The organism is Arthrobacter sp. NEB 688 (assembly GCF_013201035.1).
Taxonomy (GTDB): domain Bacteria; phylum Actinomycetota; class Actinomycetes; order Actinomycetales; family Dermatophilaceae; genus Phycicoccus.
In genome coordinates, this window is the sequence record NZ_CP053707.1 from 364,709 (window position 1) to 391,645 (window position 26,937).

The following is a 26,937-nucleotide window of genomic DNA, read 5'->3' on the forward strand; positions in this document are numbered from 1 at the left end:
GGCTCGCTACGGTGGGCCGGGGTCGATGTCCGGGTCACCCCTGATGTGCGGGCAGGGGGAGGCACGCCACGGTGGTCACCATGACGAGGATGTGGGGTCCGGGGCTGCGGCTGGCCCTCGGTGCGGCGGCCGCCGCCACCGTGCTCGCCGTCGCGCTGCCGCGGGTCGTCGGCACCTCGTGGCGGCCCATCGCCGAGGCGCTGACCCACCCGAGCGCCGTCCAGCTCGGGCTGCTCGCGGCCCTCTGGCTCCTGGGCCTCTGGGTGCACACGCCGGCCCTGACGGCCGCGCTCCCCGGGCTGAGCCACCGCCGGGCGCTCCTGCTCAACCTGTCCGGCTCGTGCGTCTCGAACCTCCTGCCGCTCGGCGGGGCGGCCGGCACGGTCGTCAACTGGCGGATGGCCCGCGGCTGGGGCTTCGGCTCGGCCGCGTTCGGCCGCTGGGCCCTCGTGACCAACCTCGTCGACACCGCCGTCAAGCTGCTCCTGCCGGGGGTCGTCCTCTGCTGGTTCGCGCTCGCCGGCGACCGGGGGACGGCGCGGCTGGCGGTGCCCGGCGCGCTCGGCCTCGCGCTGCTGCTCGTGCTCCTCACCGGGGTCGTGCTCCTCGGGCGCGACGACCGCGCCGTGCGCCGGGCCGGCGGCGCCCTCGACCGGCTCGCCGCCCGGCACCGCCGCGTGCCCTCGGCCCCCGAGGGCTGGGGGGAGCGCGGCGCCCGCTTCCGCGCCGAGAGCGCCGACCTCGTCCGGCGCGGCTGGCACCGGATGCTCGGCGCCAAGATCCTCTACGCGCTCTTCCAGGCCCTCCTCCTGTGGGCCTGTCTCGTCGTCGTCGGCGCCCCCTCGGCCCCGCTGCTCGTCGCCTCGGCCTTCGTCGTCGAGCGCCTGCTCTCGATGCTCGTCCTCACGCCGGGCGCGACCGGGGTCGTCGAGGTCGGGATGGCCGGTGCCCTCACGGCGCTCGGCACCCCCGCGGCACCGGCCGCCGCCGGCGTCCTGCTCTACCGGGCGTTCGTCGTCGGGATGGAGGTGCCGGTCGGCGGGCTGGCCCTCGGCGGCTGGTGGCTCGCCCACCGGCGCGCGGTTCGACGCGTCCGCGGTGCGGTCGCCCTGCACCCCGCGCCGGTCCCGGAGGTGCTCGGGGCGCATGATGCGGGGAGCATCCCGACCGAAGGAGCACCTCGATGGAGTACACCCGCCTCGGCAGCACCGGGCTCACCGTCAGCCGGCTAGCGCTCGGCTGCATGAGCTACGCCGACGGCTCGCGCGGCTACCACCCGTGGGCCCTCGACGAGGAGGCGTCCGGGGCGTACTTCCGGCAGGCCGTCGAGCTCGGCATCACCTTCTGGGACACCGCGAACGTCTACAGCGGCGGGACGTCCGAGGAGTTCGTCGGGCGGGCCATCAGGACCTACAGCCGGCGCGAGGACGTCGTGCTCGCGACGAAGGTCCACGGGCGGATGCACGACGGGCCGGGCGGGAGCGGGCTGTCGCGCACGGCGATCCTCGAGCAGGTCGACGCCTCGTTGCGTCGCCTGCAGACCGACCACGTCGACCTCTACCAGATCCACCGCTTCGACCCCGAGGTCCCCGTCGAGGAGACGATGGAGGCCCTGCACGACGTCGTGCGTGCCGGCAAGGCGCGCTACATCGGCGCCTCCTCGATGTGGGCCTGGCAGCTCGCGACGATGCAGCACGCGGCCGACCTCGGCGGCTGGACCCGCTTCGTGACGATGCAGGACCAGTACAGCCTCCTCATGCGCGAGGAGGAGCAGGAGATGTTCCCCCTGCTCGAGCACCAGGGCCTCGGCGCGCTGCCGTGGAGCCCGCTCGCCCGTGGGCGGCTCGCCCGGCCGTGGGGCGAGCAGACCGGCCGCTCCGACACCGACGAGTTCGGCAAGCGCCTCTACCAGGACGGCGACGGCGAGATCGTCGGCGCCGTCGAGGCGGTGGCGCGCGACCGAGGCGTCGCGATGTCGACCGTCGCGCTGGCGTGGGTGCTGCGCAACCCGGTCGTCACCGCCCCCATCGTCGGCGCGACGAAGCCGCACCACCTGCCGGACGCCGTGGCCGCGCTGGACCTCGACCTGACCGACGACGAGGTGGCCGCGCTCGAGCGCGCCTACACCCCGAGGCGCCCGACGGGCTTCTGACCGCTGCCGGGGTCAGGCCTCGGGGACCGGTGCCGCACAGGCCTCCCGGATGCGCGCCGCCACCATCCGCATCGTCAGGCGGGCGCGCACCGGGTCGCCGGTGAGGAAGTAGTGGTCGGCGCCCGGGGTGACGTCGTGCAGGACGTCGACGCCGGCGGCCCGCAGGCGCGCGGCGTACCGGTCTCCCTCGGGCCGGAGGGCGTCGCGCTCGCCGGTGAGGACGACCGTCGGCGGCAGACCGGACAGGTCGGGCGCGAACAACGGTGAGGCGTAGGCCTCGCCGCGCCGCTCGGCGTCCGGGAAGTAGACCCTCCGGACGAGGCGGCGCAGGGCCGGGTCGACCATCCCGGGACGGTCCTCGACCTCGGAGGCGAGGTCGAGCGAGGGGACCCCGAGCACCTGGAGGACCGGTGCGCAGGAGCCGGAGTCGCGCGCCATGAGGCAGACGGCCGCGGCCACCTGCCCGCCGGCGCTGAAGCCGCTGACGACGACGCGGGTGCCGTCGAGCCCGTGCTCGCGCCCCGCCGCCGCGAGGCGGGCGACGACGTCGTGCCCCTCCTCCTGGCCGACGGGGTAGCGCGCCTGCGGGCCGACAGACCAGTCGACGTTCGCCACGGCCACCCCGGCGGTCGCGGCGAGGTAGCGGCACCACCAGTCGTCCATCTCGGGGTAGCGCATGACGAACGCGCCGCCGTGGAAGTGGACGACGACCGGGGGCCGCTCGACGCCCGGCGGGCGGTACAGGTCGACGCGGACCGTCCCGTGGCGCGTCGGGACGCGGAGCCGCTGCGGGGCGGGCAGGTCGCTGCCCGCGAACCGCAGCGGCTCGCCGTAGCGCACGGTGAAGCGCGCCGAGGCCTGCATCGCGAGCGCGCGGACGTCGTCGAGGAGGGTCACGGGCGGGGTTCGTCGCGCGCCGGGCCGGCGGATGGACGCCGCCGTCAGTGGGCAGCCGCCACCCGCGCGGGACGGCGGCGAGGTCAGGTGCCGCCGGCGCCGAGCTCGTCGAGGACCGCCCGCGCGCCGGCGGCCACCAGGCCGGCGTCGGTCGTCACGGCGAGGAACCCGATGCCGTGGGCGCGCAGCCGGGCGGCGACCGCCGGCGTGCCGGCGAAGGCGCCGACGAGGATGCCCTGGCGTCCGGCCGCAGCGACGACGCGGGCCAGCGGGCCGTCCGGGGAGTCGTCGTCGAGGAGGGCGTCGACGCTCGTGCCGAGCGCGAGGGCGAGGTCGAGCGGGCCGACGAACAGGCCGTCGACGCCGGGGGTGCCCGCGATCGCCTCGACCTCGTCGAGCGCGCCGACGGTCTCGACCATGACCCAGCAGCGCACCAGCTCGTTGGCCGTCCCGGTGTCCGGGGCATCGGCTCCCCACATCGGGGACCACGGGCCCCAGCTGCGCTCGCCCAGCGGCGGGTAGCGCGCGGCGAGCGCCGCCCGCTCGGCATCGGCGGCGCCGGTGACCGAGGGGACGACGACCCCGTGGGCGCCGGCGTCGAGCGCGACGCCGATCCACGCGGCGTCGACGGCCGGGACGCGGACGAGGAACGGGCGGTGGGCCGCCGTGAGGGCCCGGCCGGCGGCGTGCAGGGCGGCCCGGTCGAGGGCGCCGTGCTGCGCGTCGAGGGCCAGCCAGTCGAACCCGCTCCCCGCGAGCCGCAGCAGCAGGTCGGTGTCGGCCGTCATCGTCCAGATGCCGCGTGAGTCCTCCATCCCGGCATCGTGTCACCGCGACGCGCCGTCACGTCGCTCAGATCCAGCCGCGCCGCCGGAAGATCCGGTGCAGCACGAGGCTGACGACGCCCATCGCGACGACCGCCAAGGGGTAACCGAAGCGCCAGTGCAGCTCGGGCATCACCTCGAAGTTCATCCCGTAGACCGTGCCGACGAGGGTCGGCGCGAAGAGGATCGCCGCCCAGGCCGAGATCTTCTTGACCTCCTCGTTCTGCGCGTTGCTCGCCTCCGCGAGGACGCGCATCTCCTCGTTCTGGGCCTGCGCGACGAGCGTGGCGTTGACGGTGAGGATGTCGCGCAGGAGGTGGCGGAACCCGTCGACCTGCTCGATGACCTGGGTCAGGTGGTCCTCGACGTCGCGCAGGTAGCGACGCAGCTCCTCGTCCGTGCCGTACTTCTCGAAGCCCGTGGCGAGGGCGCGGATGACCGCCCCGAGCGGCCGCGTCGCGCGCTCGAACTCGATGACCTCCCGGGTCAGCTCGTAGATGCGTCGCGAGACACCCGGGTCGCCGCGGAACACCTCGACCTCGATCTCGTCGATGTCGTTGCGCAGCCCGGCCACGACCGGTCCGTACCCGTCGACGACGCGGTCGAGGATGGCGTAGAGGACGGCCTCGGGGCCGAGCGAGAGCAGGTCGGGGTTGCTCTCGAGCCGGCGCCGCACGGCGGCGAGGTCCGGGGCCTCGCTGTGGCGCACCGTGACGACGGCGTCCGGGGCGACGAAGACGTGCAGCTCGCCGAACTCCACCTCCTCCTCGTCGTCGAGGTAGCGGGCGGCACGCAGCACGACGAACAGGGTCTCGCCGTACCGCTCGAGCTTGGGCCGCTGGTGGGCGACGATGGCGTCCTCGACGGCCAGCTCGTGCAGGTCGAACTCACGTGCCAGCGAGCCGATCTCGGCCTGGGTCGGCCGGTAGAGACCGATCCAGGCGAGGGCGTCGTCCGTCGTGTGGAGCTGCCGGTAGGTCTCGGCGAGGGTCCGCGGGGACGCCACACGGTCGCCGCCGACGTAGAGCGCGCTGTCGACGACGCTGGTCGGCTCGGCATCGCCGGGTCGCTCGACCGGGCGCTCGGGATCGAGGGGAGCGGGCGGCCACGTCGCGGCCGGGCGCAGGATGCGGCCGGCGAAGGAGCGCAGGGGCTGGAGCGTACGGTCGGACACGGGGCACCTCGGAGGGCACGGGGGCGCCCGCGTCAGGCCACGGGCTCCCGGGGTGGGCGGGGATCGGCATGACCGCTCGGACTCATGCGACCACCTCCCGCTGCTCGGCCACCCGTGGTGGCGACGACGACGGGCACCATCCCGTCCGCGCAGGAGGCTACCCGGTCGACCCCTGCGGGCCCACTCCTTGACGAGTCCTTGACGCCCGGTCGGTCGGGCCCGACGCCGGCGGCGTGACCTCCCTCCCGAACATCCCTCCGGGCGCATGCCCGGTGGGAGGATCGAGGTGGCGGGGGCGCGCGCCCCGTCGGCGCGGCTCTCCGACGCCACCGCCGGCAGGAGCAGCGCCATGTCAGCAGTCGTCCGGTCGTCGACGCGACGTCCCGGGGACCATCGCCTGCCGCCCAGAGCCGTCTCGGTCGCGGGTGTCGCCGTCGGCCTCGGCCTGCTCTTCCTCGTGCAGGTGCGGCCCGGCTGGCGGGCGCTCACCGTGCTCACCCCGGCGGCCGCCGAGGTCGTGCCGTTCGTCGTCGCGGCGCTCTGGACGGGGGTCCTCGCCGAGGCGGTCGCCCTCGTCGTCCGGACGACGTGGTGGCGCACCGTCGCCGGGCTCGTGACCTCGGCCGTCGGGCTGGCGGCGGCCGTCGCCGCGTGGGACGTCTTCCCCGTCGTGGCGGGCAGCCCGTGGCGGACGAGCCTGCGCGCCGTCCTCGTCGTCGCGGTCGTCTCCGGTGTGGTGGGGGTCGTGTCCTCGCTCCTGGGCCCGCTCGGGGGCCGGCCCACCGACACCGGTGGTGGCCGCCGGCGCTGAGCCCGGGCCGTGGGTCGGCGGCGTCGACCGCCGGCCCGTCGGCTCAGAGGGCCCCGAGCCCCCGGACCGTCTCGAGGGTGTCGACCTCGTCGAGCGGCTTGTCGTCGCGGTAGCGCAGGACGCGCGCGAACCGCAGGGCCACGCCGCCCGGGTAGCGCGTCGAGCGCTGCACCCCGTCGAGCGCGATCTCGACGACCTGCTCGGGCCGGACCGTCACGACGTACCCGTCGGCGGGCCCGACCGCGAGCTGGGTGAAGCGCTCGGTCTGCCAGCGCAGCATCTCGTCGGTCATCCCCTTGAAGGTCTTGCCGACCATGACGAGCTCGCCGGTGTCGGCGTCGCGCGCCCCGAGGTGGATGTTGGAGAGCCAGCCGCGCCGCCGGCCGGAGCCTCGCTCGACCGCGAGCACGACGAGGTCGAGCGTGTGCGTGGGCTTGACCTTGACCCAGCCGCTCCCCCGGCGCCCGGCGGCGTACGGGGCGGCGGCGTCCTTGACGACGACCCCCTCGTGGCCGTCGGCGACGAGACGGTCGAAGAAGGCCGCGGCCTCGTCGGGGTCGGCCGTGACCAGCCGGGGCACGAGCAGGTGCGGCGCGAGCGCGGTGAGCACCTCGTGCCGCTCGCGGGCGGGTGCGTCGACGAGGTCGCGCCCGTCGGCGTGGAGGACGTCGAAGAGGAACGTCGTCAGGGGCACCTCGGCCCGCAGCCGCTCGACGTCGGCCGAGCTCGCGGTGCGGGCGCCGGTCACCTGGAACGGCGCCGGGCGGCCGTCCTCGTGCAGGACGATGGCCTCGCCGTCGAGGACGAGGTCGCCGCCGGGCAGGGCCGCGACCGCCTCGACGACCTCGGGCAGCCGCTCGGTGATCTCGTCCAGGCTGCGGGTGAAGACCGTGACCTCGCCCGCGCGCCGGTGCACCTGCACCCGGATGCCGTCGAGCTTGCCGTCGACGAGCAGCTCGGCGCCGGCGAACCCCTCGACGGCCTCGTCGGTCGTCTTCGCCGACCCCGCGAGCATCGGGCGCAGCGGGCGGCCGACGACGAGCCCGACCTCCTCGAGCGCGGGCTGCCCCCCGGTGGCGGCGATGCCGGCGACCTCGTGGGTGGACCCGGCGAGCATGACGGCCCGGCGCACCACGGCGTCCGGCACCTCGAACGCGCGGGCCAGCGCGGCGAGGACGACGCCGTCGAGCGCGCCCTGGCGCAGGTTGCCGGTCATCAGGTCGCGCAGGAACTGCTGCTCGTCGGCGGTGGCGCGGCCGAGCAGCCCGGCGAGCTCGGCCCGCCGGGACGCGGTGGACCCGGCGCCGGCGGTCGCGGCCAACCGGTCGAAGGCGGCGTCGACCTCGGCGACCGTCAGCGTCGGCTCGCCGGCCGGCTCGGGCATCCGGGCGAGCGAGCGGTGGCCGACGCCGAGGCGCCGTTGGGGCAGCACCCCGGACAGGAACGCGACGACGGTGCCGACCTCGGCGGCATCGGCCCGCGCGACGAGCGCCGCGATGGCCTCGGTCTTCGCGGTGCGCGAGCGCGTGGCCGCGACCTCCTGCGAGGTGGTGACGAGCCCGGCCAGCGTGACGTCCATCCGGCCATCCTGCCCGGCGGCACCGACACCGCGGCGGTCAGCGGGCGAGGCGCATCGGCACGTGCGGGATGCCGTCCTCGACGAACTCGGCGCCGTCGCGCCCGAAGCCCAGCCCGGCGTACCAGTGCTCAAGGTGGCTCTGGGCGTCGAGGACCACCGGCCCGCGCGTGGCGGCGAGGACCGCGAGCACCAGCTCGCGCGCGACCCCGGCGCCCCGGGCCGACGCCGACGTCGCCACCCGGCCGACGCGCAGCACCCCGCCGCCGTCGTCGAGGACGCGCAGGGTCGCGACGACCCCGCCGGTCTCCGACTCGGCCCACCACTGGACGGCGCCGGGCTCGAGGTCGCGGCCGTCGAGGTCGGGGTAGAGGCACTCCTGCTCGAGGACGAAGACGTCCTGGCGCAGCCGCATCAGCGCGTAGAGCACCTCGGCGGGCAGGTCACGGGTCGGGGCGGAGCGGACGACGGGCACGCCGACCACCCTAGGCACCCCCACGACGCACGAACGTGTGTGAAGAACGTCTCCATGCCGACGTTCTTCACACACGTTCGCGGTGAGGCGGGTGGGTGGGGGCGGGGTCAGCCGCGCGCGACCTCCGCGGCCTCGCTCGGGGTGCTGTCGGCCTCGCCGAGCACCGACCCGTCGGCGGCCTCGACGGTCAGCGCGAAGTCGTCGCCGTGGCGGGTGGCCCCGGTGACGACGGCCTTCTCGACCGCGGCCACGGCGTACCTGCGGCGCACGACGACGGGGTCCTCGCGCAGGTCCTTGACGAGGGCCCACGCCAGCCCGACCATGACGAGCGCGAACGGCAGCGCCGCGACGATCGTCAGGTTCTGCAGCCCGGTCAGGGCCGAGTCACCGCCGACGAGCAGCATGACGGCCGCGACCGCTCCGGTGGCGACGCCCCAGAAGATGACGTTCCAGCGGCTGGGCTCCATCGTGCCGCGCTGCGACAGCGTGCCCATGACGATGGACGCCGCGTCGGCGCCCGACACGAAGAAGATCGCGACGAGGACCATGACGACGACGGTCGTGATGCCGGCCAGCGGCATCGTGTCGAGGAGGCCGAACAGCTGTCCCTCGGACGTCGACTGCCCCGCGAGGTCGGTGCCGTTCTGCTGCGCGTGGATGCCGGCGCCACCGAAGATCGCGAACCACACGAGGCTCACGAGGCTCGGGACGAGGAGCACGCCGGTGACGAACTGGCGGATGGTGCGGCCGCGCGAGATGCGCGCGATGAACATCCCGACGAAGGGCGTCCACGACATCCACCAGGCCCAGTAGAAGACGGTCCAGCCCGAGAGCCACGCGGCCATCCCGTCGCCGCCCGCGGCGTCGGTGCGCGCCGACATCATCGCGAGGTCCTGGAAGTAGGAGCCGACCGCGGTGGGGATGAGGTCGAGCATGAAGACGGTCGGGCCGACGACGAACACGAACAGCGCCAACGCGATCGCGAGCACCATGTTGATGTTCGAGAGCCACTGGATGCCCTTCGCGACCCCCGAGACGGCCGAGAGGATGAACGCGACGGTGAGCAGCGCGATGACGCCGACGAGCACGCCGTTGCCGACCTCGCCGATGCCCGCGACGATCTCGAGGCCGCTGCCGATCTGCAGCGCGCCGAGGCCGAGCGAGGCGGCCGAGCCGAAGAGGGTCGCGAAGATCGCGAGCATGTCGATGACGCGTCCCGCGCCGCCGGACGCGCGGCGCTCGCCGATGAGCGGGATGAACGCCGAGGACACGAGCTGCGAGCGGCCCTTGCGGAAGACGCCGTACGCGATGGCGATGCCGACGACCGCGTAGATCGCCCACGGGTGCAGCGTCCAGTGGAAGAGCGTCGTGGCCATCGCGGTCTGCACGGCCTGCGGGTTGCCGGCCTCGCCGGTGCCGGGCGGCGGCGTGACGAAGTGCGACAGCGGCTCGCTGACCCCGTAGAACATCAGGCCGATGCCCATGCCCGCCGAGAACATCATCGCGATCCACGAGACGGTGCGGAACTCGGGCTCCTCGTCGTCCGTGCCGAGCGGGATGTCACCGAAACGGCTGGCCGCCAACCAGATCACGAAGGCGACGAACGCCGACGCGAGGACGACGAACATCCACCCCATGTTCGTCACGGACCACCCGAGGGCGGCGCCGGAGGCGGCGGACAGGGTGTCGGTGCTGAGGAAGCCCCAGGCGACGAAGGCGACGGCGATGGCCGCGACGACGCCGAAGACGACCTTGTCGACGGACGAGCCGCGGGCGGTCTGCTCGACGACGTCGATGCCGAGGACGGGGTGCGGCGCCTCGTCGGCGACCGTCGTGCGGGTGTCGTCGTCGACGGCGGGTGGCGGGGTGGACTCGGGTGTGGTGCGGGTGTCTGTGCTCACGCTCGTGGTGTGTGCCGCGGGGGTGCCCCGCGACCCTCCGTTCTCGCTGTGCTCGGGGGTACTCGGTCAGGTCAACCTTTCAACCACACCACCGATGACGGTCTCGTTCAAGCTCGCACCCCGCCACGGAGGGGCCGCGGGACCCCCGCGCACCCCCGCTGACCTGCACGGACCACCCGAGTATTCCGATCCGGTCACGAGAGCACCGTCACGCCCCGCGGCGGAACCCGACCGCCGTCGACGCCGTTCCCGCGCAGCCCCGCCCGACGGGCTCGGACGGGCTCGGACGGGCTCAGACGGCGAGCCGGTACCCGATGCCCGGCTCCGTGACGATGTACCGGGGCGCCGACGGGTCGGCCTCGAGCTTGCGTCGCAGCTGGTTGCCGTAGACGCGCAGGTAGTTCGACTCGCGCCCGTACCCCGGCCCCCACACCGCCCGCAGCAGGTCGGCCTGGGTGACGACGCGACCGCGGTGCCGGGCGAGCTCGGCGAGCAGCCGCCACTCGGTCGGGGTGAGGTGCACCGGCGCGCCGTCGCGCGTGGCCGACAGGGTCGCGAAGTCGAGGGTGAACGCGTCGGTGACGACCGGCCCGACCGCGGCCAGTCCCTCGTCCTCGCCGCCGCGCCGCAGTGCCGAGCGCACCCGCGCCATCAGCTCGTCCATCCCGAACGGCTTGGTGACGTAGTCGTCCGCGCCCTCGTCGAGGGCCTCGACCTTGTCGTCGGACTGGTGGCGGGCCGAGAGGACGACGACGGGGACGCGCGAGCGGGACCGGATGCGCCGCAGCACCTCCACGCCGTCGAGGTCCGGCAGCCCGAGGTCGAGCACGACGAGGTCCGGCGGGGCGTCGGCGAGCGTCGTCAGGGCGTCGTGGCCGGTGCCGACCTCCTCGACCTCGTAGCCGCGGGCCCGCAGGTTGATGCGCAGCGTCCGGCGCAGCGTCGGGTCGTCGTCGACGACGAGCACGCGCTGGCTCATCCGGCCTCCTCCTCGCTCGGCAGGTCGACGACCATCGTCAGGCCGCCACCCGGGGTGTCCTCGGCGCTCACCCTGCCACCCATGGCCTCGGCGAGGCCGCGTGCGACCGCGAGGCCGAGGCCGACGCCGTCACCGCCGGGGGCGTCGCCGTGCCGCTGGAAGGGCAGGAAGATGCGGTCGCGGTCACCCTCCGGCACACCGGGACCGGTGTCGACGACGCGGATGTGCACGCGCCCGCCGAGGCCGCTCGTCGTCACGCGCACGCGGCCCGGGGCGGGCTGGTGGCGCAGGGCGTTCTCGACGACGTTGCCGAGCACCCGGTCGAGCAGGCCGGCGTCGGTGCGCACCACGCGCGCGGCGGGGTCGAGGTGCCACTCGACGCGCTCCGGCTCGGCGACCGACGCCACGACCCCGGGCACGACCTCGCCGAGGTCGACGGCCCGCGGGTGCGCGACGAGCGCGCCGGCCTGGAGCCGCGACATGTCGAGGAGGTTGCCGATGAGGGCGTCGAGCCGGTCGGCGGAGTCCTCGATGGCGGCCTCGAGCTCGGCCTCGTCCTCCGGGCTGAAGGTCACCTCGGTCGAGCGCAGGCTGCCGATCGCCGCCTTGATGCCGGCGAGCGGGGTGCGCAGGTCGTGGGAGACGGCCGAGAGCAGCGCGGTGCGGGCCGAGTTGTCGCGGGCCAGGGCCACCGCCTCGCCGGCCGACGCCTGGAGCGAACGCCGCTGGAGGATGGCCCCGGCGTGCGCGGCGAAGGCCGCGAGCAGGCGCTGGCGCCCGGCGGGCACGGCGGCCCCGACGAGGACGAGGTCGTGCTCGTCGTCGGCCTCGGCGCGCGGCAGCCCCTCGCGGCGCAGGTCGTCCGGCGTGAGCGAGGGGTCGGTGGCCGCGACGACCTCGGCGCCCGAGCGGCCGCGGCGGACGAGGGCGGCGGCCTCCGCCCCGAACATCTCGACCGCCCGGGCCAGCAGCAGCGCCATCTGGTCGGTCGACCCGAGGAGGGTGTGACTCAGCTCGGCCAGGGCCGACGCCTCGGCCTGGGCCCGCAGCGCCCGGTCGGCGCGGCGGGCGCTGCGGTGGACCACCCAGGCGACGGCCGCCGACACGAGGACGAAGACGAGCAGCGCGACGGCGTTCTGCGGCTGCGAGATCGTCAGCCCGCCCGTCGGCGGCGTGAAGAACCAGTTGAGGAAGAGCGAGGACGCGACCGCGCCGACGAGCGCCGGCCCCATCCCGCCGAGCAGGGCCGTGAGGACGCTGAGCAGGAGGAAGAGCGGGACGGTCAGGGGCAGGTCGGGGTCCTCCGGCAGGCCGACGAGCGCCTCGGTGAGGACGAACGGCCCGACGACCCCGAGCGCGTAGCCCAACCGGACGCGCCGCCTCGGCAGCGCCGCCCGCGAGACGCGTCGACCCTTGCCGTGCGCGAACCGGTGCGTGACGACGTGGACGTCGATGTCGCCCGACCGGGTGATGACCTCCTCGGTCGTGCTGGGGGACACCAGCGTCCGCCAGCGCGCCCGCCGCGAGGACCCGATGACGACCTGGCTGGCGTTGACGCCGCGCGCGAAGTCGAGCACCGCCTCGGGCAGGTCGTCGCCGGTCACGGTGTGGAAGCTGCCGCCGAGCTCGTCGGTCAGCCGGCGCTGCGTCACGAGGTCGGGCAGCGTGGGGCCGGCGAGCCCGTCGGAGCGCGCGACGTGCACGGCCAGCAGCTCTCCCCCGGCGCCGCGGGCGGCGATGCGCGCCGCCCGGCGCAGCAGCACCTCGCCCTCGGGCCCGCCGGAGATCGCGACGACCACCCGCTCGCGCGTCGGCCACGTCGCGTCGATGCCGTGGTCGGCCCGGTACCGGCCGATGCCCTCGTCGACGCGGTCGGCGAGCCAGAGCAGCGCCAGCTCGCGCAGGGCCGAGAGGTTGCCGACCCGGAAGTAGTTCGCGAGGGCCGCGTCGACCTTCTCGGGTGCGTAGACGTTGCCGTGCGCCATCCGGCGGCGCAGCGCCTCGGGCGACATGTCGACGAGCTCGATCTGGTCCGCGGCGCGGACGACCGCGTCCGGCACCGTCTCGCGCTGCACGACGCCGGTGATCGCCGTGACGGCGTCGTTCAGCGACTCCAGGTGCTGGACGTTGACCGTCGAGACGACGTCGATGCCGGCCTCGAGCAGCTCCTCGATGTCCTGCCAGCGCTTCTCGTTGCGCGACCCGGGTGCGTTGGTGTGCGCGAGCTCGTCGACGAGCGCGACCTGGGGCCGGCGGGCCAGCAGCCGGTCGAGGTCCATCTCGTCGAGGGTCGCGCCCCGGTGGCCGACCCGGGCGCGGGGCACCAGCTCGAGCCCCTCGAGCAGCGCGCGGGTGTGCGCGCGCTCGTGGGTCTCGACGAGGCCGACGACGACGTCGGTGCCGCGGTCGAGCCGCCGGTGCCCCTCGTCGAGCATGGCGACGGTCTTGCCGACCCCCGGGGCCGCCCCGAGGTAGATGCGCAGCCGACCGCGTGCCATGACGCCATTCTCACCCGCGGCCGAGGGTGGAGAGCGCGACGTTGAGCTCGAGGACGTTGACGCGCTCCTGCCCGAGGACCCCGCCGAGGGGTGCCGGACGGACGTGCTCGCCGACGAGCCGCAGCACCGCGGCCGGGTCCAGCCCCCGGGCGGCGGCCACGCGCGGCGCCTGCCAGCGGGCGTAGGCCGGCGAGACGTCGGGGTCGAGCCCGCTGGCGGACGCGGTGAGGGCGTCGGCCGGGATGTCCTGCGGCGCATCCGGGTTGGCGGCGCGCAGGGCCTGCTCGCGCTCGGCGACGGCCGTCGCGAGGTCGGGGTTGGACGGGCCGAGGTTGGAGCCGCCGCTCGTCTCGCCGGAGGCGTCGGACTCCGACGGGCGGCCCTGGAACCACTCGGGGCCGCTCGGCGGCTGGCCGAGGAGGGCGGAGCCGACCTCCCGTCCGTCGACGCGCACCGGCTGGCCGGCGGCCCGGTCGGGGACCACGAGCCCCACGGCGAGGACCGCCGCCGGGTAGAGGACGCCGCAGAGGACGGTGAGGACGAGCAGCGCCTTGAGCGCAGCAGACAGCTGACGGGTCATGGTGGTCACCTCAGAGACCGGGGACGAGCGAGACGACGAGGTCGATGAGCTTGATGCCGACGAACGGCACGACCACCCCACCGAGCCCGAACACGAGCAGGTTGCGCCGGAGCATCGCGTGCGCCGACAGGGCGCGGTAGCGGACTCCCTTGAGCGCCAGCGGGATCAGCGCGACGATGACGAGCGCGTTGAAGATGACCGCGCTGAGCATCGCCGACTCCGGGCTGGACAGGCCCATGACGTTGAGGGTCTGCAGACCGGGGAAGATGCCGACGAACATCGCCGGGATGATCGCGAAGTACTTGGCCACGTCGTTGGCGATCGAGAACGTCGTCAGGGCGCCGCGGGTGATGAGCAGCTGCTTGCCGATGGCGACGACGTCGATGAGCTTGGTCGGGTCGGAGTCGAGGTCGACCATGTTGCCGGCCTCCTTCGCCGCCGACGTCCCGGTGTTCATCGCGACGCCGACGTCGGCCTGGGCGAGCGCCGGCGCGTCGTTGGTGCCGTCGCCGGTCATCGCGACGAGCCGCCCGCCGGACTGCTCCTGCTTGATGAGCGCCATCTTGTCCTCGGGCGTGGCCTCGGCGAGGTAGTCGTCGACCCCGGCCTCCTCGGCGATCGCCTTGGCGGTCAGCGGGTTGTCGCCGGTGATCATCACCGTGCGGATGCCCATCGCCCGCAGCTGCTCGAAGCGCTCGCGCATCCCCGGCTTGACGACGTCCTTGAGGTGGACGACGCCGACGACGCTGGGGGCCTCCCCCGGGGCGGCCTCGGCGACGACGAGCGGCGTGCCGCCCGAGGCGCTGATGGCCTCGACGTGCATCTCCAGGTCGCCGCCGACCGTGCCGCCCTGCTCGCGCACCCACGCGGTGACGGCGCTGCCCGCACCCTTGCGGACCCGTCGGCCGTCGGGCAGGTCGACGCCCGACATCCGGGTCGTGGCGCTGAACTCGACGACCTCGGCCCCGGCCCGGCGCAGCGCCACGACGTCGCCGAGCGCGTCGGCGTCCACCCCGTCCTCGACGGTGTACTCGACGATCGAGCGGCCCTCGGGCGTCTCGTCGGCGAGGGACGACAGGTACGCGGAGCGCGCGAGGTCGGTGCGCGAGGCGCCCCCGACGGGGACGAGCTCGCTCGCGCGCCGGTTGCCGAACGTGATGGTGCCGGTCTTGTCGAGCAGCAGCGTGCTGACGTCGCCGGCGGCCTCGACGGCGCGCCCCGACATCGCGAGGACGTTGCGCTGCACGAGGCGGTCCATCCCGGCGATGCCGATGGCCGAGAGCAGCGCGCCGATCGTCGTCGGGATGAGGCAGACGAGCAGCGCCACGAGGACGACGAGCGAGAGGCGCTGGCCGGAGTAGACCGCCATCGGCTGGATGGCCGCGACGGCGAGGACGAAGATGATCGTCAGCGTCGTCAGGAGGATCGAGAGGGCGATCTCGTTGGGCGTCTTCTGTCGCGAGGCGCCCTCGACCAGGGCGATCATCCGGTCGATGAAGGTCTCGCCGGGCTTGCTCGTGATCCGCACCACCACGCGGTCCGAGAGGACGGTCGTGCCGCCGGTGACGGCGCAGCGGTCGCCGCCGGACTCGCGGATGACCGGTGCGGACTCGCCGGTGATCGCCGACTCGTCGACGGTCGCGACCCCCTCGACGACGTCGCCGTCGCCGGGGATGACCTGGCCGGCCTCGACGACGACGCGGTCACCGAGGAGCAGCGCCGTGCCGGCCACCTCCTCGACCGTGCCGTCCTCGCGCAGCCGGCGGGCGACGGTCTCGGTCCGGGTGCGGCGCAGGGTGTCGGCCTGCGCCTTGCCGCGGCCCTCGGCGACGGCCTCGGCGAGGTTGGCGAACAGCACGGTCGCCCACAGCCACACCGTGACCGCGATCGAGAAGACCGACGGGTCGAGGACGGAGAGCACGGTCGTGAGGACCGACCCGACCCAGACCACCATGATCACGGGGGTGCGCCAGAGGTGGCGCGGGTCGAGCTTGGCGAACGCCGCGGGCAGGTTCTGCCAGGCGGTGCGCGCGAGGGACGTGGTCATGACAGGGCCTCCGCGATGGGTCCCAGGGCGAGGGACGGGAAGAACGTCAGGCCGGCGACGACGATGACCGTGCCGACGACGAGCGTGGTGAACAGGGGGGTGTGCGTCGGCATGGTCCCGGCGGTGACCGGCCGGCGGCCCTGGGCCGCGAGCGAGCCGGCCAGGCGCAGGACGAGGACGATCGGCACGAAGCGGCCGGCGAACATGCAGAACGCGAGGAGCAGGTTGAGGTAGGGCTGGTCGGCCGACAGGCCCGCGAACGCCGACCCGTTGTTGTTCGACGCGGACGCGACGGCGTACATCAGCTCCGAGAGGCCGTGCGGCCCGTCGTTGGCGCGGGCGTCGAGCGCGGTGGGCAGCACGACCGAGAGGCCGGTGCCGAGCAGGACGAGGGCGGGCATCGTCAGGGTGACGAGGGCGGCGCTCGTGATCTCGGCGCGGCCGACGGTCTTGCCGAGCAGCTCGGGCGTGCGCCCGACCATGAGTCCGGCGATGAAGACCGCGAGCACGACGACGACGAGGTAGGAGTAGAGGCCGGTGCCGACGCCACCGGGCGAGAGCTCGCCGAGCAGCATGTTGACCAGCGGCACACCGCCGCCGAGCGCGCTGTAGCTGTCGTGCATCGAGTTGACGGCGCCCGTCGAGGTCCCGGTGGTCACGGACGCGAAGAGGCTGGACCAGACGACCCCGAAGCGCTGCTCCTTGCCCTCCATCGAGCCGAGCGGGCCGGCCCCGGCGTGCGCCTCGGCCCAGGTCGCGAGCGCGATGCTGCCGACGAGCAGGGTGCCCATGACGCCGACCGCGACGGCGCCCTGGCGGCGGTCGCCGACCATGAGGCCGTAGGTGTAGGGCAGCGCGAACGGGATGAGGAGGATGAGGACGATCTCGAGGAGGTTCGTCCACGGGCCGGGGTTCTCGAACGGGTGCGCCGAGTTGGCGTTGAAGAACCCGCCGCCGTTGGTGCCGAGCTCCTTGATGGCCTCCTGCGAGGCGACCGGGCCGCCCTGGATCGTCTGCTGGACACCGGTCAGCGTCTCGACGGTGTGCGGCGAGGCGAGGTTCTGGATGACGCCGCCGAGCAGGAGGAGCACGGCCGCGACGGCGGCGATCGGCAGGAGGATGCGGACGGTCGCGCGGGTCAGGTCGACCCAGAAGTTGCCGAGCCGGTCGGAGTGCGTGCGGGCGAGGCCCCGCAGCAGGGCGATCGCGACCGCGATGCCGGTGGCGGCCGAGACGAAGTTCTGGACGGTGAGGCCGAGCATCTGCACGGCGTGCCCGGCGCCGGCCTCGCCGGAGTAGGACTGCCAGTTGGTGTTCGTCGTGAAGGAGACGGCCGTGTTGAGCGCGGTGTCCCAGTTCATCGAGCGGCCGAGGTCCCACGGCAGCAGGCCCTGGCCGAGGATGAGCACGAAGAGGAGCGCGACCGAGGCGACCGCGAAGGCCAGCACCGAGCCGGCGTAGCCCTGCCAGCGCTGCTCGGTGCGGGGGTCGACCCCGACGAGCCGGTAGACGACGCGCTCGACGCGCCAGTCGCGCTCGTCGGTGAAGGCGCGGTGCATCCACGCGCCGAGGGGGACGTGGGTCGCGGCGAGGATCGCGGCGACGAGGAGGACGGCGGTGGCCGTCTGGAGGGCGATGGACATGGTGCGGCGCCCCTCAGTACCGGTCGGGGCGCACGAGCGCGTCGAGGAGGTAGCCGAGGAGGAGCAGGCCGATGACGCCTGCGAGGAGGTCTTCCCACATGCCGCCCACGACACCAGCGGGGCGGCGCCGCGGGCCGCGTGGTGATGCGGCACTGACGACGTCTTGACGCCATCCTGACGCCACCGCCCGTGCACCAATCGACGAAAGCGACGATCGATGCACACCCCGCCCCGCCCGACCGTGCAGAGATCGACGAAAGCGACGATTGGTGCACGCCCGACCGTGCACCAATCGACGAAAGCGACGATTGCTGCACACTCCGCCCCGCCCGACCGTGCACAAATCGACGAAAGCGTCAGTTTCTGCACACCCCGGGGGCCGGGGGTCCGGGACGGCCGGCGTCAGCGGGCGCGGAACTCCGGTCGTCGCTTGCCGACGAACGCCGCGGCGCCCTCGAGGTGGTCGGCGGTGCTCGCGAGCGCCCGCTGGCCGGCGTCCTCGCGGGCCAGCGCCCCCTCGAGGTCGAGGGTCGCGGCGTTGACGGCGGCCTTGGTCTCGCCGAGCGCGAGGGTCGCCCCGGCGGCGAAGGCGGCGAGCAGCTCGTCCGCCCGGGCGGCGAACCCGTCGGCCGGCACGGACTCCGCGACGAGGCCCCACTCGGCGGCGGTGCGGCCGGGCAGCGCCTCGCCGGTCAGCGCGAGCCGCATCGCCCGGGCCCGACCGACCGCGGCGGCCACGAGCGCCGTCGAACCGCCGTCCGGCATGAGCCCGATCCGGCTGAAGGCGAGGACGAACGGTGCCTCGTCGGCGGCGAGCACGTAGTCGCACGCCAGAGCCATCGGCACCCCGATGCCCGCCGCGACCCCGTGCACGAGCGCGACGACCGGCGTCCGCGACGCCACGAGGGCCCGCACGAGGTCGGCGCCGGCGTCGAGCACCCCCATCTGCGCGCCCTCGGCGGTCAGCGGTGCGCCGGAGCAGAACCCGCGCCCCTCACCCGTCAGCGCCACCACGCGGACGTCCGGGTCGGCGTCGAAGCGGAGCACGGCCTCGGTCACCGCCGCGCACATCTCCGGGTCGACGGCGTTGAGCCGCTCCGGGGCGTCGAGGGTGATCCGACCGATGGCCCCGTCCGCCTCCACGCGGACCCGTGCGCTGCTCATCCCGCCATCCAACCGCACCCTGCGCGCCCCCGCAGCGGTGGTCGGTGATGGACTTGTGCCCCGTGACCGGACTCCAGCCCGTCCCCCTGACCCCCGACCTCGTGCACGGCGCCGTCGAGCTCGAGCCCACCGACGGCGGCTTGCGCCCGCACCGCCTGCCGGCGTGGGCCCGGGCGCAGAACGCCGACCCGATGCTCGGCATCAACGAGGGCCAGCCCGCCGGGGTGCGGGTGGTCCTGCACACGAGCGCCACGGCGGTCGAGCTCGACCTCGTCGTCACCCGCCGCGCGCTGACCGGCGCCCCGGCCCGGCCGCAGGGCCAGGTCGACCTCGTCGTCGACGACGAGGTGCTCGACGGCGCCGTCGTCCCGCACGGCGACCTGCTGACGACCGACATGATGACGGGCGAGACCACCCTGGAGCAGGGCGGCCCGGGCACGGTGCGCTTCCCGCTGCCCTCCGGCGAGAAGACCGTCGAGCTGTGGCTGCCGCACCAGGAGGGCGTCGAGCTCGTCGCCCTGCGCGCGGACGCCCCCGCCACCGCCGTGCCGCGCGCCGACCGTCCCCGCTGGGTGCACCACGGCAGCTCGATCAGCCACGGCAGCAACGCCGTCCGCCCCACCGGCACCTGGCCCGTCGTCGCCGCGCGCACCGCCGGGCTCGACCTCGTCAACCTCGGCTTCGGCGGCTCGGCGGTCCTCGACCCCTTCGTCGCCCGCACGATGCGCGACCTCGACGCCGACCTGCTCAGCCTCAAGGTCGGCATCAACATCGTCGGGGGCGACCTGATGCGCCGCCGCGTCCTCGGGCCGGCGCTGCACGGCTTCCTCGACACGATCCGCGAGGGCCACCCGACGACCCCGCTGCTCGTCGTGACGCCCGTCCTCTGCCCGATCCACGAGGAGACCCCCGGCCCCGGCTCGGTCGACGTCGAGGCCCTGCGCGAGGGCCGGCTGGTCTTCACGGCCACCGGCGACCCGGCCGAGGTCCCGGCGGGCCGTCTCACGCTGCGCACGGTCCGCGAGGAGCTCGCGCGCGTCGTCGAGCAGCGAAGGGCGGACGACCCGCACCTCCACCTCGTCGACGGCCTCGCGATGTACGGCCCCGACGACGTCGAGGCCCACCCGCTGCCGGACGCCCTGCACCCCGACGAGGAGACGCACGGGCTGATGGGAACGCGGTTCGCCGCCATCGTCCCCGGCGCCGGCGGCCCCTTCCCGACCACCTGAGCGCCCGGCCTCCTCCTGACCGCCCGACGCACCCGCTCCTTCTCCGGGCGAAATGCGCGGGTCCGGGTGCGACCGCACACGGACCCGCGCAGGTCGCGCAGAGAACGGACGGCGGGCCGGGGCCGGGCCTGGACCGCGAGACGTCCGGGCGTCGGTCAGGCCTGGACGACCGCCCCGGACGCGATCAGCACCTCGACCTCGGCCGCCGCGAACCCGTGGGCCAGCAGCTGCTCGCGGGTGTGCTGCCCGGGCACCGGCTCGGGCCCCGGCTCCCCCAGCGGCGTCCCCGACAGACGCGGCGCCGGCCGGGGCACGGGCGCACCGTCGGGCCCGGGCACGAACGACCCCCGGGCCGCGTGGTGCGGGTGCCGGTGGGCCTCCTCGAGCGAGAGCACCGGCGCCACGCACGCGTCCGAGCCCTCGAAGTGCGCGGCCCACTCGTCCCGGGTCCGCCCCGCGAAGGCCGCCTCGAGGGCCGCGCGCTGCGCCGGCCACGTCGCGGTGTCGTACTGCTCGCCGTCGACCGTGACCCCGAGCAGCCCCAGCAGCTCCCGCCAGAACTGCGGCTCCAGCGCCCCGACCGCGACGAACCGGCCGTCCGCGCACTCGTACACGTCGTAGAACGGGGCGCCGCCGTCGAGGACGTTCGAGCGCCGGCGGTCCTCCCACGCGCCGGCCCCGAGCATCGTGTGGACGAGGGTCAGCAGGTGCGCGGCGCCGTCGACCATCGCGGCGTCGACGACCTGCCCGCGCCCCGTCGTCCCCCGCGACACGAGAGCCGCGAGCACCCCGGAGACGAGGTACATCGCCCCGCCCGCGAAGTCGGCGAGCACCGGCACGGGCGCGACCGGCCGCTCGGCGCCGCCCATCGCGTGCAGGGTCCCGGACAGGGCGGCGTACGTGATGTCGTGCCCGGCCCGCGGCGCCCACGGGCCCTCCTGCCCCCAGCCGGTCATCCGGCCGACGACCAGCCGCGGGTTGCGCGCCAGCAGGTCGTCGGGCGCGAGCCCCAGGCGCTCCAGCACCCCCGGCCGGAACCCCTCGATCAGCACGTCGGCCCCGTCGGCCAGGCGCCGGACCGCGGCCACGCCGTCGGGGTGCTTGAGGTCGACGGCGATGCTCGGCCGCGAGCGCCGCAGCCCGCCGGAGGCGTCGACGTCGCTCACGGCGCCCGGCCGGTCGACGCGCACGACGTCGGCGCCCATCTCGGCGAGGACCATCGCCGCGAACGGCGCGGGCCCGATGCCGCCGAGCTCGACGACGCGGACGCCGGCGAGCGGGCCGGACGGGGCGGGGGACGGACCCGCGCTCACCGGGCGGCGGGGACGAGCTCGCGCAGCCCGGGCAGGACCTGCTCGGTGAAGGTGCGCAGGAAGCGGTCCTGGTCGTGGCCGGGGCCGTGCACGACGAGGTGGTCGAACCCGAGGTCGGTGTAGAAGCGCATCGTCTCGACGACCTCCTCGGGGCGCGAGGCGACGATCCAGCGCTTGGCGACCTGCTCGATCGGCAGCTCGTCGGCGGCGCGCTCCATCTCCTGCGGGGAGTGGATGGAGTGCTTCTGCTCGGCCGAGAGCGACAGCGGCGCCCAGAAGCGGCAGTTCTCCAGGGCCTTCTCCGGGTCGGGGTCGTAGGAGACCTTGACCTCGATCATCCGGTCGATGTCGGCGTGGTCGCGCCCGGCCTTGTCCATCCCCTCGTCGACCGAGGGCACGAGCTGGTCGCGGTAGAGCTCCTCGCCCTTGCCGGAGGTGCAGATGAAGCCGTCGCCGTGGCGGCCGGCGTAGCGGGCGACCATCGGGCCGCCGGCGGCGATGTAGACGGGCACCGGGGTGTCGGGGCGGTCGTAGATCGCGGCGTCCTCGGTGCGGTAGTACTCGCCCTCGAAGGTGACGCGGGGCTCGGTCCACAGCTGGCGCATGAGGGTGACGGCCTCGCGCAGCCGCCCGAAGCGCTCCTTGAACTCGGGCCACTCGCCCTCGGCGACCGACCCGACGGCGATCTCGTTGAGCGCCTCGCCGGTGCCGACGCCGAGCATCACCCGGCCGGGGGCGAGGCAGGCCATCGTCGCGAAGGTCTGGGCGACCACCGGCGGGTTGTACCGGAACGTCGGGGTCATGACCGAGGTGCCGACCATGATCCGCTCGGTGCGCGCGAGCACCCACGACATCCAGGCGAGCGAGTTCGGCGCGTGCCCGCCCTCGAGGCGCCAGGGCTGGAAATGGTCGGAGATGGTCACCGAGTCCAGCCCCAGCTCCTCGGCCAGCACCGCGTAGCCCGCGAGCTCCCCCGGCGCGAACTGCTCCGCGGACGCCTTGTACCCGACCCTGATGCCCTGCGCTGCGCTCATGCCGCCATCCTGCTACACGGCGCGGGCGGGCGGCGCGGTCGGCGGCCCGCCGTCGACAGGACCCGACGACGGCGGCCGACGAAGCGGGCCGGGACGCACGTCGGGTGCGGACCGACCCCCTCCGACCGGTCCGCACCCCCCCTGACGTTTCGTCCCGCGCCGCCACCCCTGCCGACGCGGGACCCAGCTGCACCGGTCCCCCCGGCGCCCGGTGCAGCGATGACACCAGCGTGACCGTCAACGCTACGAGGGCGCTGCGAATCCGCTGCGAGGCGACGTGCGGGGGTCCACGCGGCTCACTCCGGGCCGGTGAACAGCTCCAGGGCGATGTTGTCGGGGTCCCGGAACGAGAGGCCGACGCCGTAGCCGGCCCGCTTGACCCCGCCGTGCTCGACGCCGAGCTCGTCCAGCCGCGCCTGCCACTGCTCGAGCTCGGCCACCGACCCGACGGCGAACCCGACGTGGTCCAGCCCGGTGCGCCGCTCGTCGAAGGCGTCCCCCGACTCACGCCCCTGATGGGTGTGCAGCCCGAAGAGCTGGCCGCCCTCGAGGACGAAGACGGTGTGGTGGAAGCGCCCGTCCTGCTCGTCCTCGTCGAGGACCGGCTCGGCACCGAAGAGGGCGGTGTACCACCGGGTGCTGCGCTCGAGGTCGGTGACGGTGATGGCGACGTGCTGCAGACCGGGGAAGGCCATCTCGGCTCCTGTGCCGTGGGGGTGCGGGTGCCCGCCGCGGGGCGCGGACGGGCCTGCTCCCGGTCTACCAGCGGCACCTCGGCCCGGGCCCCCTCCGGTCGGAGGGGTCGGGGCCGAGCGACCCCCGCCCCGGACGGCGTCGCCGGGGCTACCGTGGCCGCATGCCCCCCACGGACCTCGTCGACCTCGCGGGCCACGAGCAGGTCGTCTTCTGCTCCGACCCCGCCACCGGCCTGCGCGCCGTCATCGCGCTGCACTCCACGGCCCTCGGCCCGGGGCTCGGCGGCACCCGCTTCCACCCCTACCCGTCGATGGACGCCGCCGTCGCCGACGTGCTGCGCCTCTCGCGGGCGATGTCGAGCAAGAACGCGCTCGCCGGCCTCGACCACGGGGGCGGCAAGGCGGTCATCATCGGCGACCCCCACCGCGACAAGACCCCCGAGCTGCTGCGCGCCTACGGCCGCTTCGTCGAGTCGCTCGACGGCCGCTACGTCACGGCCTGCGACGTCGGCACCTACGTCGCCGACATGGACGTCGTCGCCGAGGAGACCCGCTGGGCCACCGGCCGCTCCCCGGAGCGCGGCGGGGCCGGCGACTCCTCGCTGCTCACCGCCCTCGGGGTCTTCCAGGGGATGCGCGCCGCCGCCGAGCACGTCTGGGGCGAGCCGACGCTCGCCGGGCGGCGCGTGGGCATCGCCGGCATCGGCAAGGTCGGGGCGCGGCTGACCGAGCACCTGCTCGAGGACAACGCCAAGGTGGTCGTCACCGACGTCGACGCCGAGGCCGTCGCGCGGCTGCGGGGCCGGCACCCGGAGGTGACGGTCGTGGCCGACGCCGAGGAGCTGGCCCGCACCGACCTCGACGTCTTCAGCCCCAACGCGCTCGGGGAGGCCCTCGACGACGTCACCGTCGAGGCGCTGCAGGCCCGGGTCGTGTGCGGCGGAGCGAACAACCAGCTCGCGACCCACGACACCGCCGACCGGCTCGCTGCCCGGGGCATCACCTACGCGCCGGACTTCCTCGTCAACGCGGGCGGCGTCATCCAGGTGAGCGACGAGCTGCACGGCTTCGACATGGAGCGCGCCCGCTCGCGGACGCAGGCCATCTTCGAGGCCACCCGCGAGGTGCTGCGGACCGCCGACGCCGAGCACGTGACGCCCGCCGTGGCCGCGGACCGGCTCGCCGAGCGGCGCATCGCCGGCGGCGGCCGCACCCCGTGGCTGCGCGGCGGCGACAGCCCGCACGCCCACTGACCCGGACCCCGAACCGGGGTGTCGCGGCCGGTCGGTCCGGTCACCGACGCAGGCCCGGGCCATGTATCGTTGGCGTCACGATATGCACACCATTCCCGGAGCCGCCCCGCGGAGCTGGATGACCCTCCTCGAGGGCCATCGGACCCGTTGTGCCGCCCCGGCAGATTCACGAGGGGGTCACGCCATGGGGCGCGGCCGGGCCAAAGCCAAGCAGACCAAGGTTGCTCGCGAGCTGAAGTACTTCAGCCCCGACACCGACCTGTCGGCGCTTGAGCGTGAACTGCACACCCAGAGCCACACCGGCGACACCGCCGATGAGCGCGACTGGGACGACGACGACGGGCAGTGGGTCTCCGGGCGGCGTTGACGCCGCTCCTCCCGCTTCCTCCTCCCTCGGTGGAGTGAGGCGTCACTGACGCCGGTGTGCCGTGCGCCGACGGCGCCGGGACGGTCTGCCATGCTCGCTCCATGAGCGAGACCAGCGCAGCCGAGACCCGGCGCCTCGGCGTCGAGACGACCGGCATCGAGATCATCGACGAGGCCGAGCGCACCGCCTCCCCCCGCGACCTCTTCTGGCCGTGGTTCGCGGCCAACGTGTCGGTCTTCGGCATCTCCTACGCCGCGTTCGTCCTCGGCTTCGGGATCTCCGTCGGCCAGGGCGTCCTCGTCGCCGTCCTCGGCATCGTCGTGTCGTTCCTGCTCTGCGGGGTCGTCGCGATCGCCGGCAAGCGCGGCTCGGCGCCGACGATGATCCTGTCGCGCGCGTCCTTCGGGGTCACCGGCCAGAAGGTGCCCGGCGTCATCTCGTGGCTGACCTCGATCGGCTGGGAGACCTTCCTGTCGATCACCGCCGTCCTCGCGACCGCCACCGTCTTCCAGCGCCTCGGGCTGGGCGGCGGCACCGCGACGAAGATCGTCGCGGCGGTCGTCGTGGCCCTGCTCATCGTCGCCGCCTCGGTCGCCGGCTACCACGTCATCATGCGGCTGCAGTCGGTCCTCACGTGGGTGACCGGCGCCGTGACCGTGATGTTCGTCGTCATCGTGCTCGCGCAGGGCACGATCGACTGGAGCGCGGTCTCGGCCGTGCCGTCCGGGCCCCCCGGAGCGGTCGTGGGCGCGTTCGTCATGGTGATGACCGGCTTCGGCCTCGGCTGGATCAACATCGCCGCCGACTGGTCGCGCTACCAGCGGCGCGACGCCTCCGACCGCGCGGTCGTCCTCTGGAACACGATCGGCGGGTCCATCGCGCCGGTGCTCCTCGTCGGCTTCGGCCTGCTCGTCGCCGCGTCCGACCAGAAGGTCGCCGACGGCATCGGCAGCGACCCCATCGGCGCGCTCGCCGGCATCCTCCCGACGTGGTTCCTCGTGCCGTTCCTCGTCGCCGTCATCCTCTCGCTCGTCTCCGGCGCGGTGCTCGGCATCTACTCCTCGGGCCTGACCCTGCTCTCCCTCGGCGTCAAGATCCCGCGGCCGGCCGCCGCGCTCGTCGACGGCGTCATCCTCACCCTCGGCACCTTCTTCGTCGTCTTCGTCGCCCAGGACTTCCTCGGGCCGTTCCAGTCCTTCCTCATCACGCTCGGCGTCCCGCTCGCGGCGTGGGCCGGCATCTTCATCGCCGACCTCGTGATGCGCCGCCGCGACTACGACTGGGGCCCGGACGGCGCCGACGCGCTCTTCGACGCGCGTGGCCGCTACGGCGCGTGGGACTGGGTGTCGGTCGGGACGATGGTGCTCGCCTCGGTGCTCGGCTGGGGCCTGGTCGTCAACAACTTCGCGCAGGACGCCGCCTGGAACAACTGGCAGGGCTACCTCCTCGAGCCGCTCGGCCTCGGCACGTACGTCACGCAGGGCGATGGCGCCCCGTACTGGGACGGCACCTGGCCCTACGCGAACATCGGCGTCATCCTCGCGTTCGTCATCGGCTTCGGGGTCACGTTCGTCGCCCGCCGCAGCGCCGTCCGTCGCCAGGAGCAGGGCGCCGCCGCCGAGGCCGCGTCCCCCGTCGCCCGATGACGGCCGACGGGCACTGGCTCGTCGTCGTCGACCCGCAGGTCGTCTTCGCCGCCCCGGGCACCTCGCCCTGGGGCTCGCCGATGTTCGCCGGCGCCGTCGACCGGATGCGCGCACTGGCCGAGCGCTTCGGCCCGGAGCGCACCATCGTCACCCGGTTCGTCGCCGACCCCTCGCTCGGCGGGTCGTGGGGCCCGTACTACGCGGAGTGGCCGTTCGCCCTCGTGCCCGACGCCGACCCGCTCTACGCGGTGGTCCCTGAGCTCGAGGGTCTCGCCGGGAGCGTCGTCACCGCCGGGACCTTCGGCAAGTGGCCGGTGCTGCGCGAGCTCGTCGGCGCCGACGCGCGGGTCACGGTGGCCGGGGTGGCGACGGACTGCTGCGTCGTCTCGACGGTCCTGCCGATGGCCGACGCCGGCGTCACGGTCGAGGTCGTCGCGGACGCCTGCGCCGGCTCGACCCCCCAGAACCACGCCCAGGCCCTCGCGGCGATGGCCCTCTTCGGCCCGCAGGTCACCATCACCTGACCCCGCGCCCCCTTCCCCACTGGTTGCGAGTTCCGCCGCCCGACGCGCCCCTCCGCGGGGTGTCGAGCGGCAGAACTCGCAACCAGTCGGACGCCACTGGGCGCCGGGGAGCCTCAGCCCGGCTCCTGCGAGAGCAGGCAACACGCAGGCGCAGA

At 74.6% G+C, this 26,937-nt stretch carries 24 protein-coding genes; 8 read left to right on the plus strand and 16 right to left on the minus strand.

Annotated features, from left to right (window positions below):
- Positions 1 to 80 precede the first annotated feature (80 nt).
- Both HL663_RS01790 and HL663_RS01795 read left to right on the plus strand, forming a co-directional pair.
- Positions 81 to 1,232: a lysylphosphatidylglycerol synthase domain-containing protein gene (locus HL663_RS01790; protein ID WP_173026782.1), complete on the plus strand. Its 1,152-nt coding sequence runs from the start codon at positions 81 to 83 to the stop codon at positions 1,230 to 1,232.
- Positions 1,184 to 2,152 carry an aldo/keto reductase gene (locus HL663_RS01795; protein WP_173026783.1) on the plus strand — a complete coding sequence of 323 codons (969 nt, stop codon included), beginning with the start codon at positions 1,184 to 1,186 and terminating at the stop codon, positions 2,150 to 2,152. Before HL663_RS01790 ends, HL663_RS01795 begins: the two co-directional genes overlap by 49 nt.
- Before the next feature lie 12 nt (positions 2,153 to 2,164).
- Here HL663_RS01795 and HL663_RS01800 read toward each other — a convergent pair whose 3' ends face one another.
- From HL663_RS01800 to HL663_RS01810, 3 genes are all read right to left on the minus strand, one after another.
- Entirely contained in the window at positions 2,165 to 3,049 is an 885-nt protein-coding gene (locus HL663_RS01800) for an alpha/beta hydrolase (protein WP_216842648.1), read from the minus strand.
- A gap of 83 nt (positions 3,050 to 3,132) precedes the next feature.
- Positions 3,133 to 3,864 carry an HpcH/HpaI aldolase family protein gene (locus HL663_RS01805; RefSeq protein ID WP_173026784.1) on the minus strand — a complete coding sequence of 244 codons (732 nt, stop codon included), beginning with the start codon at positions 3,862 to 3,864 and terminating at the stop codon, positions 3,133 to 3,135.
- Between the two features lie 37 nt (positions 3,865 to 3,901).
- Positions 3,902 to 5,047, minus strand: coding sequence for a magnesium and cobalt transport protein CorA (locus tag HL663_RS01810; protein ID WP_502709037.1), 1,146 nt, complete (start codon positions 5,045 to 5,047; stop codon positions 3,902 to 3,904).
- A 349-nt stretch (positions 5,048 to 5,396) separates the two neighbouring features.
- Here HL663_RS01810 and HL663_RS01815 point away from each other — a divergent pair, with 349 nt between their 5' ends.
- Positions 5,397 to 5,858 carry a hypothetical protein gene (locus HL663_RS01815; RefSeq protein WP_173026785.1) on the plus strand — a complete coding sequence of 154 codons (462 nt, stop codon included), beginning with the start codon at positions 5,397 to 5,399 and terminating at the stop codon, positions 5,856 to 5,858.
- Positions 5,859 to 5,901: 43 nt separating this feature from the next.
- On the opposite strand, the gene HL663_RS01820 is transcribed toward HL663_RS01815, so the two are convergent.
- The 10 genes from HL663_RS01820 to HL663_RS01865 form a co-directional block, all read right to left on the minus strand.
- Positions 5,902 to 7,437: an ATP-dependent DNA ligase gene (locus HL663_RS01820; protein ID WP_173026786.1), complete on the minus strand. Its 1,536-nt coding sequence runs from the start codon at positions 7,435 to 7,437 to the stop codon at positions 5,902 to 5,904.
- Positions 7,438 to 7,474: 37 nt separating this feature from the next.
- Positions 7,475 to 7,909, minus strand: coding sequence for a GNAT family N-acetyltransferase (locus tag HL663_RS01825; protein WP_286175861.1), 435 nt, complete (start codon positions 7,907 to 7,909; stop codon positions 7,475 to 7,477).
- A 107-nt stretch (positions 7,910 to 8,016) separates the two neighbouring features.
- Positions 8,017 to 9,810, minus strand: a complete 1,794-nt coding sequence (locus tag HL663_RS01830; RefSeq protein WP_173026787.1) for a BCCT family transporter — start codon at positions 9,808 to 9,810, stop codon at positions 8,017 to 8,019.
- A gap of 292 nt (positions 9,811 to 10,102) precedes the next feature.
- Positions 10,103 to 10,789 carry a response regulator transcription factor gene (locus HL663_RS01835; RefSeq protein WP_173026788.1) on the minus strand — a complete coding sequence of 229 codons (687 nt, stop codon included), beginning with the start codon at positions 10,787 to 10,789 and terminating at the stop codon, positions 10,103 to 10,105.
- Positions 10,786 to 13,287 carry a sensor histidine kinase gene (locus HL663_RS01840; RefSeq protein ID WP_173026789.1) on the minus strand — a complete coding sequence of 834 codons (2,502 nt, stop codon included), beginning with the start codon at positions 13,285 to 13,287 and terminating at the stop codon, positions 10,786 to 10,788. Before HL663_RS01840 ends, HL663_RS01835 begins: the two co-directional genes overlap by 4 nt.
- Positions 13,288 to 13,297: 10 nt before the next feature.
- The gene (gene kdpC, locus HL663_RS01845; protein WP_173026790.1) at positions 13,298 to 13,867 is read right to left on the minus strand and encodes a potassium-transporting ATPase subunit KdpC; all 570 of its coding nucleotides are present in this window, start codon (positions 13,865 to 13,867) and stop codon (positions 13,298 to 13,300) included.
- 10 nt (positions 13,868 to 13,877) lie between these two features.
- Positions 13,878 to 15,914: a potassium-transporting ATPase subunit KdpB gene (kdpB, locus tag HL663_RS01850; protein ID WP_173026791.1), complete on the minus strand. Its 2,037-nt coding sequence runs from the start codon at positions 15,912 to 15,914 to the stop codon at positions 13,878 to 13,880.
- Positions 15,911 to 17,557, minus strand: a complete 1,647-nt coding sequence (gene kdpA, locus HL663_RS01855; RefSeq protein WP_173026792.1) for a potassium-transporting ATPase subunit KdpA — start codon at positions 17,555 to 17,557, stop codon at positions 15,911 to 15,913. The genes kdpB and kdpA overlap by 4 nt, the downstream gene beginning before the upstream one ends.
- Before the next feature lie 13 nt (positions 17,558 to 17,570).
- Entirely contained in the window at positions 17,571 to 17,657 is an 87-nt protein-coding gene (locus HL663_RS01860) for a potassium-transporting ATPase subunit F (RefSeq protein WP_084696573.1), read from the minus strand.
- A gap of 302 nt (positions 17,658 to 17,959) precedes the next feature.
- On the minus strand, positions 17,960 to 18,721 hold the full coding sequence (locus HL663_RS01865; RefSeq protein WP_173026794.1) for an enoyl-CoA hydratase-related protein: 762 nt from the start codon (positions 18,719 to 18,721) through the stop codon (positions 17,960 to 17,962).
- Positions 18,722 to 18,783: 62 nt separating this feature from the next.
- Between HL663_RS01865 and HL663_RS01870 the strand changes: the two genes are divergently transcribed.
- Complete coding sequence (locus HL663_RS01870; RefSeq protein WP_286175862.1) at positions 18,784 to 19,950, plus strand: SGNH/GDSL hydrolase family protein; 1,167 nt, start codon at positions 18,784 to 18,786, stop codon at positions 19,948 to 19,950.
- Between the two features lie 155 nt (positions 19,951 to 20,105).
- On the opposite strand, the gene HL663_RS01875 is transcribed toward HL663_RS01870, so the two are convergent.
- The 3 genes from HL663_RS01875 to HL663_RS01885 all read right to left on the minus strand — a co-directional run bounded on the left by HL663_RS01875 (position 20,106) and on the right by HL663_RS01885 (position 22,992).
- Positions 20,106 to 21,263 (minus strand): CaiB/BaiF CoA transferase family protein, encoded by a 1,158-nt coding sequence (locus tag HL663_RS01875; RefSeq protein WP_173026796.1) that lies wholly within the window; start codon positions 21,261 to 21,263, stop codon positions 20,106 to 20,108.
- Positions 21,260 to 22,297, minus strand: a complete 1,038-nt coding sequence (gene fgd, locus HL663_RS01880; RefSeq protein ID WP_173026797.1) for a glucose-6-phosphate dehydrogenase (coenzyme-F420) — start codon at positions 22,295 to 22,297, stop codon at positions 21,260 to 21,262. Before fgd ends, HL663_RS01875 begins: the two co-directional genes overlap by 4 nt.
- Before the next feature lie 296 nt (positions 22,298 to 22,593).
- Positions 22,594 to 22,992, minus strand: coding sequence for a VOC family protein (locus HL663_RS01885; protein WP_173026798.1), 399 nt, complete (start codon positions 22,990 to 22,992; stop codon positions 22,594 to 22,596).
- Positions 22,993 to 23,153: 161 nt separating this feature from the next.
- Between HL663_RS01885 and HL663_RS01890 the strand changes: the two genes are divergently transcribed.
- The 4 genes from HL663_RS01890 (at position 23,154) to HL663_RS01905 (ending at position 26,782) form a co-directional block, all read left to right on the plus strand.
- Entirely contained in the window at positions 23,154 to 24,245 is a 1,092-nt protein-coding gene (locus HL663_RS01890) for a Glu/Leu/Phe/Val family dehydrogenase (RefSeq protein ID WP_173026799.1), read from the plus strand.
- A 184-nt stretch (positions 24,246 to 24,429) separates the two neighbouring features.
- Positions 24,430 to 24,612, plus strand: coding sequence for a DUF3073 domain-containing protein (locus tag HL663_RS01895; RefSeq protein ID WP_173026800.1), 183 nt, complete (start codon positions 24,430 to 24,432; stop codon positions 24,610 to 24,612).
- Positions 24,613 to 24,713: 101 nt separating this feature from the next.
- Positions 24,714 to 26,258, plus strand: coding sequence for a purine-cytosine permease family protein (locus HL663_RS01900; RefSeq protein ID WP_173026801.1), 1,545 nt, complete (start codon positions 24,714 to 24,716; stop codon positions 26,256 to 26,258).
- Positions 26,255 to 26,782, plus strand: coding sequence for a cysteine hydrolase family protein (locus HL663_RS01905; RefSeq protein WP_173026802.1), 528 nt, complete (start codon positions 26,255 to 26,257; stop codon positions 26,780 to 26,782). The genes HL663_RS01900 and HL663_RS01905 overlap by 4 nt, the downstream gene beginning before the upstream one ends.
- Positions 26,783 to 26,937 lie beyond the last annotated feature (155 nt).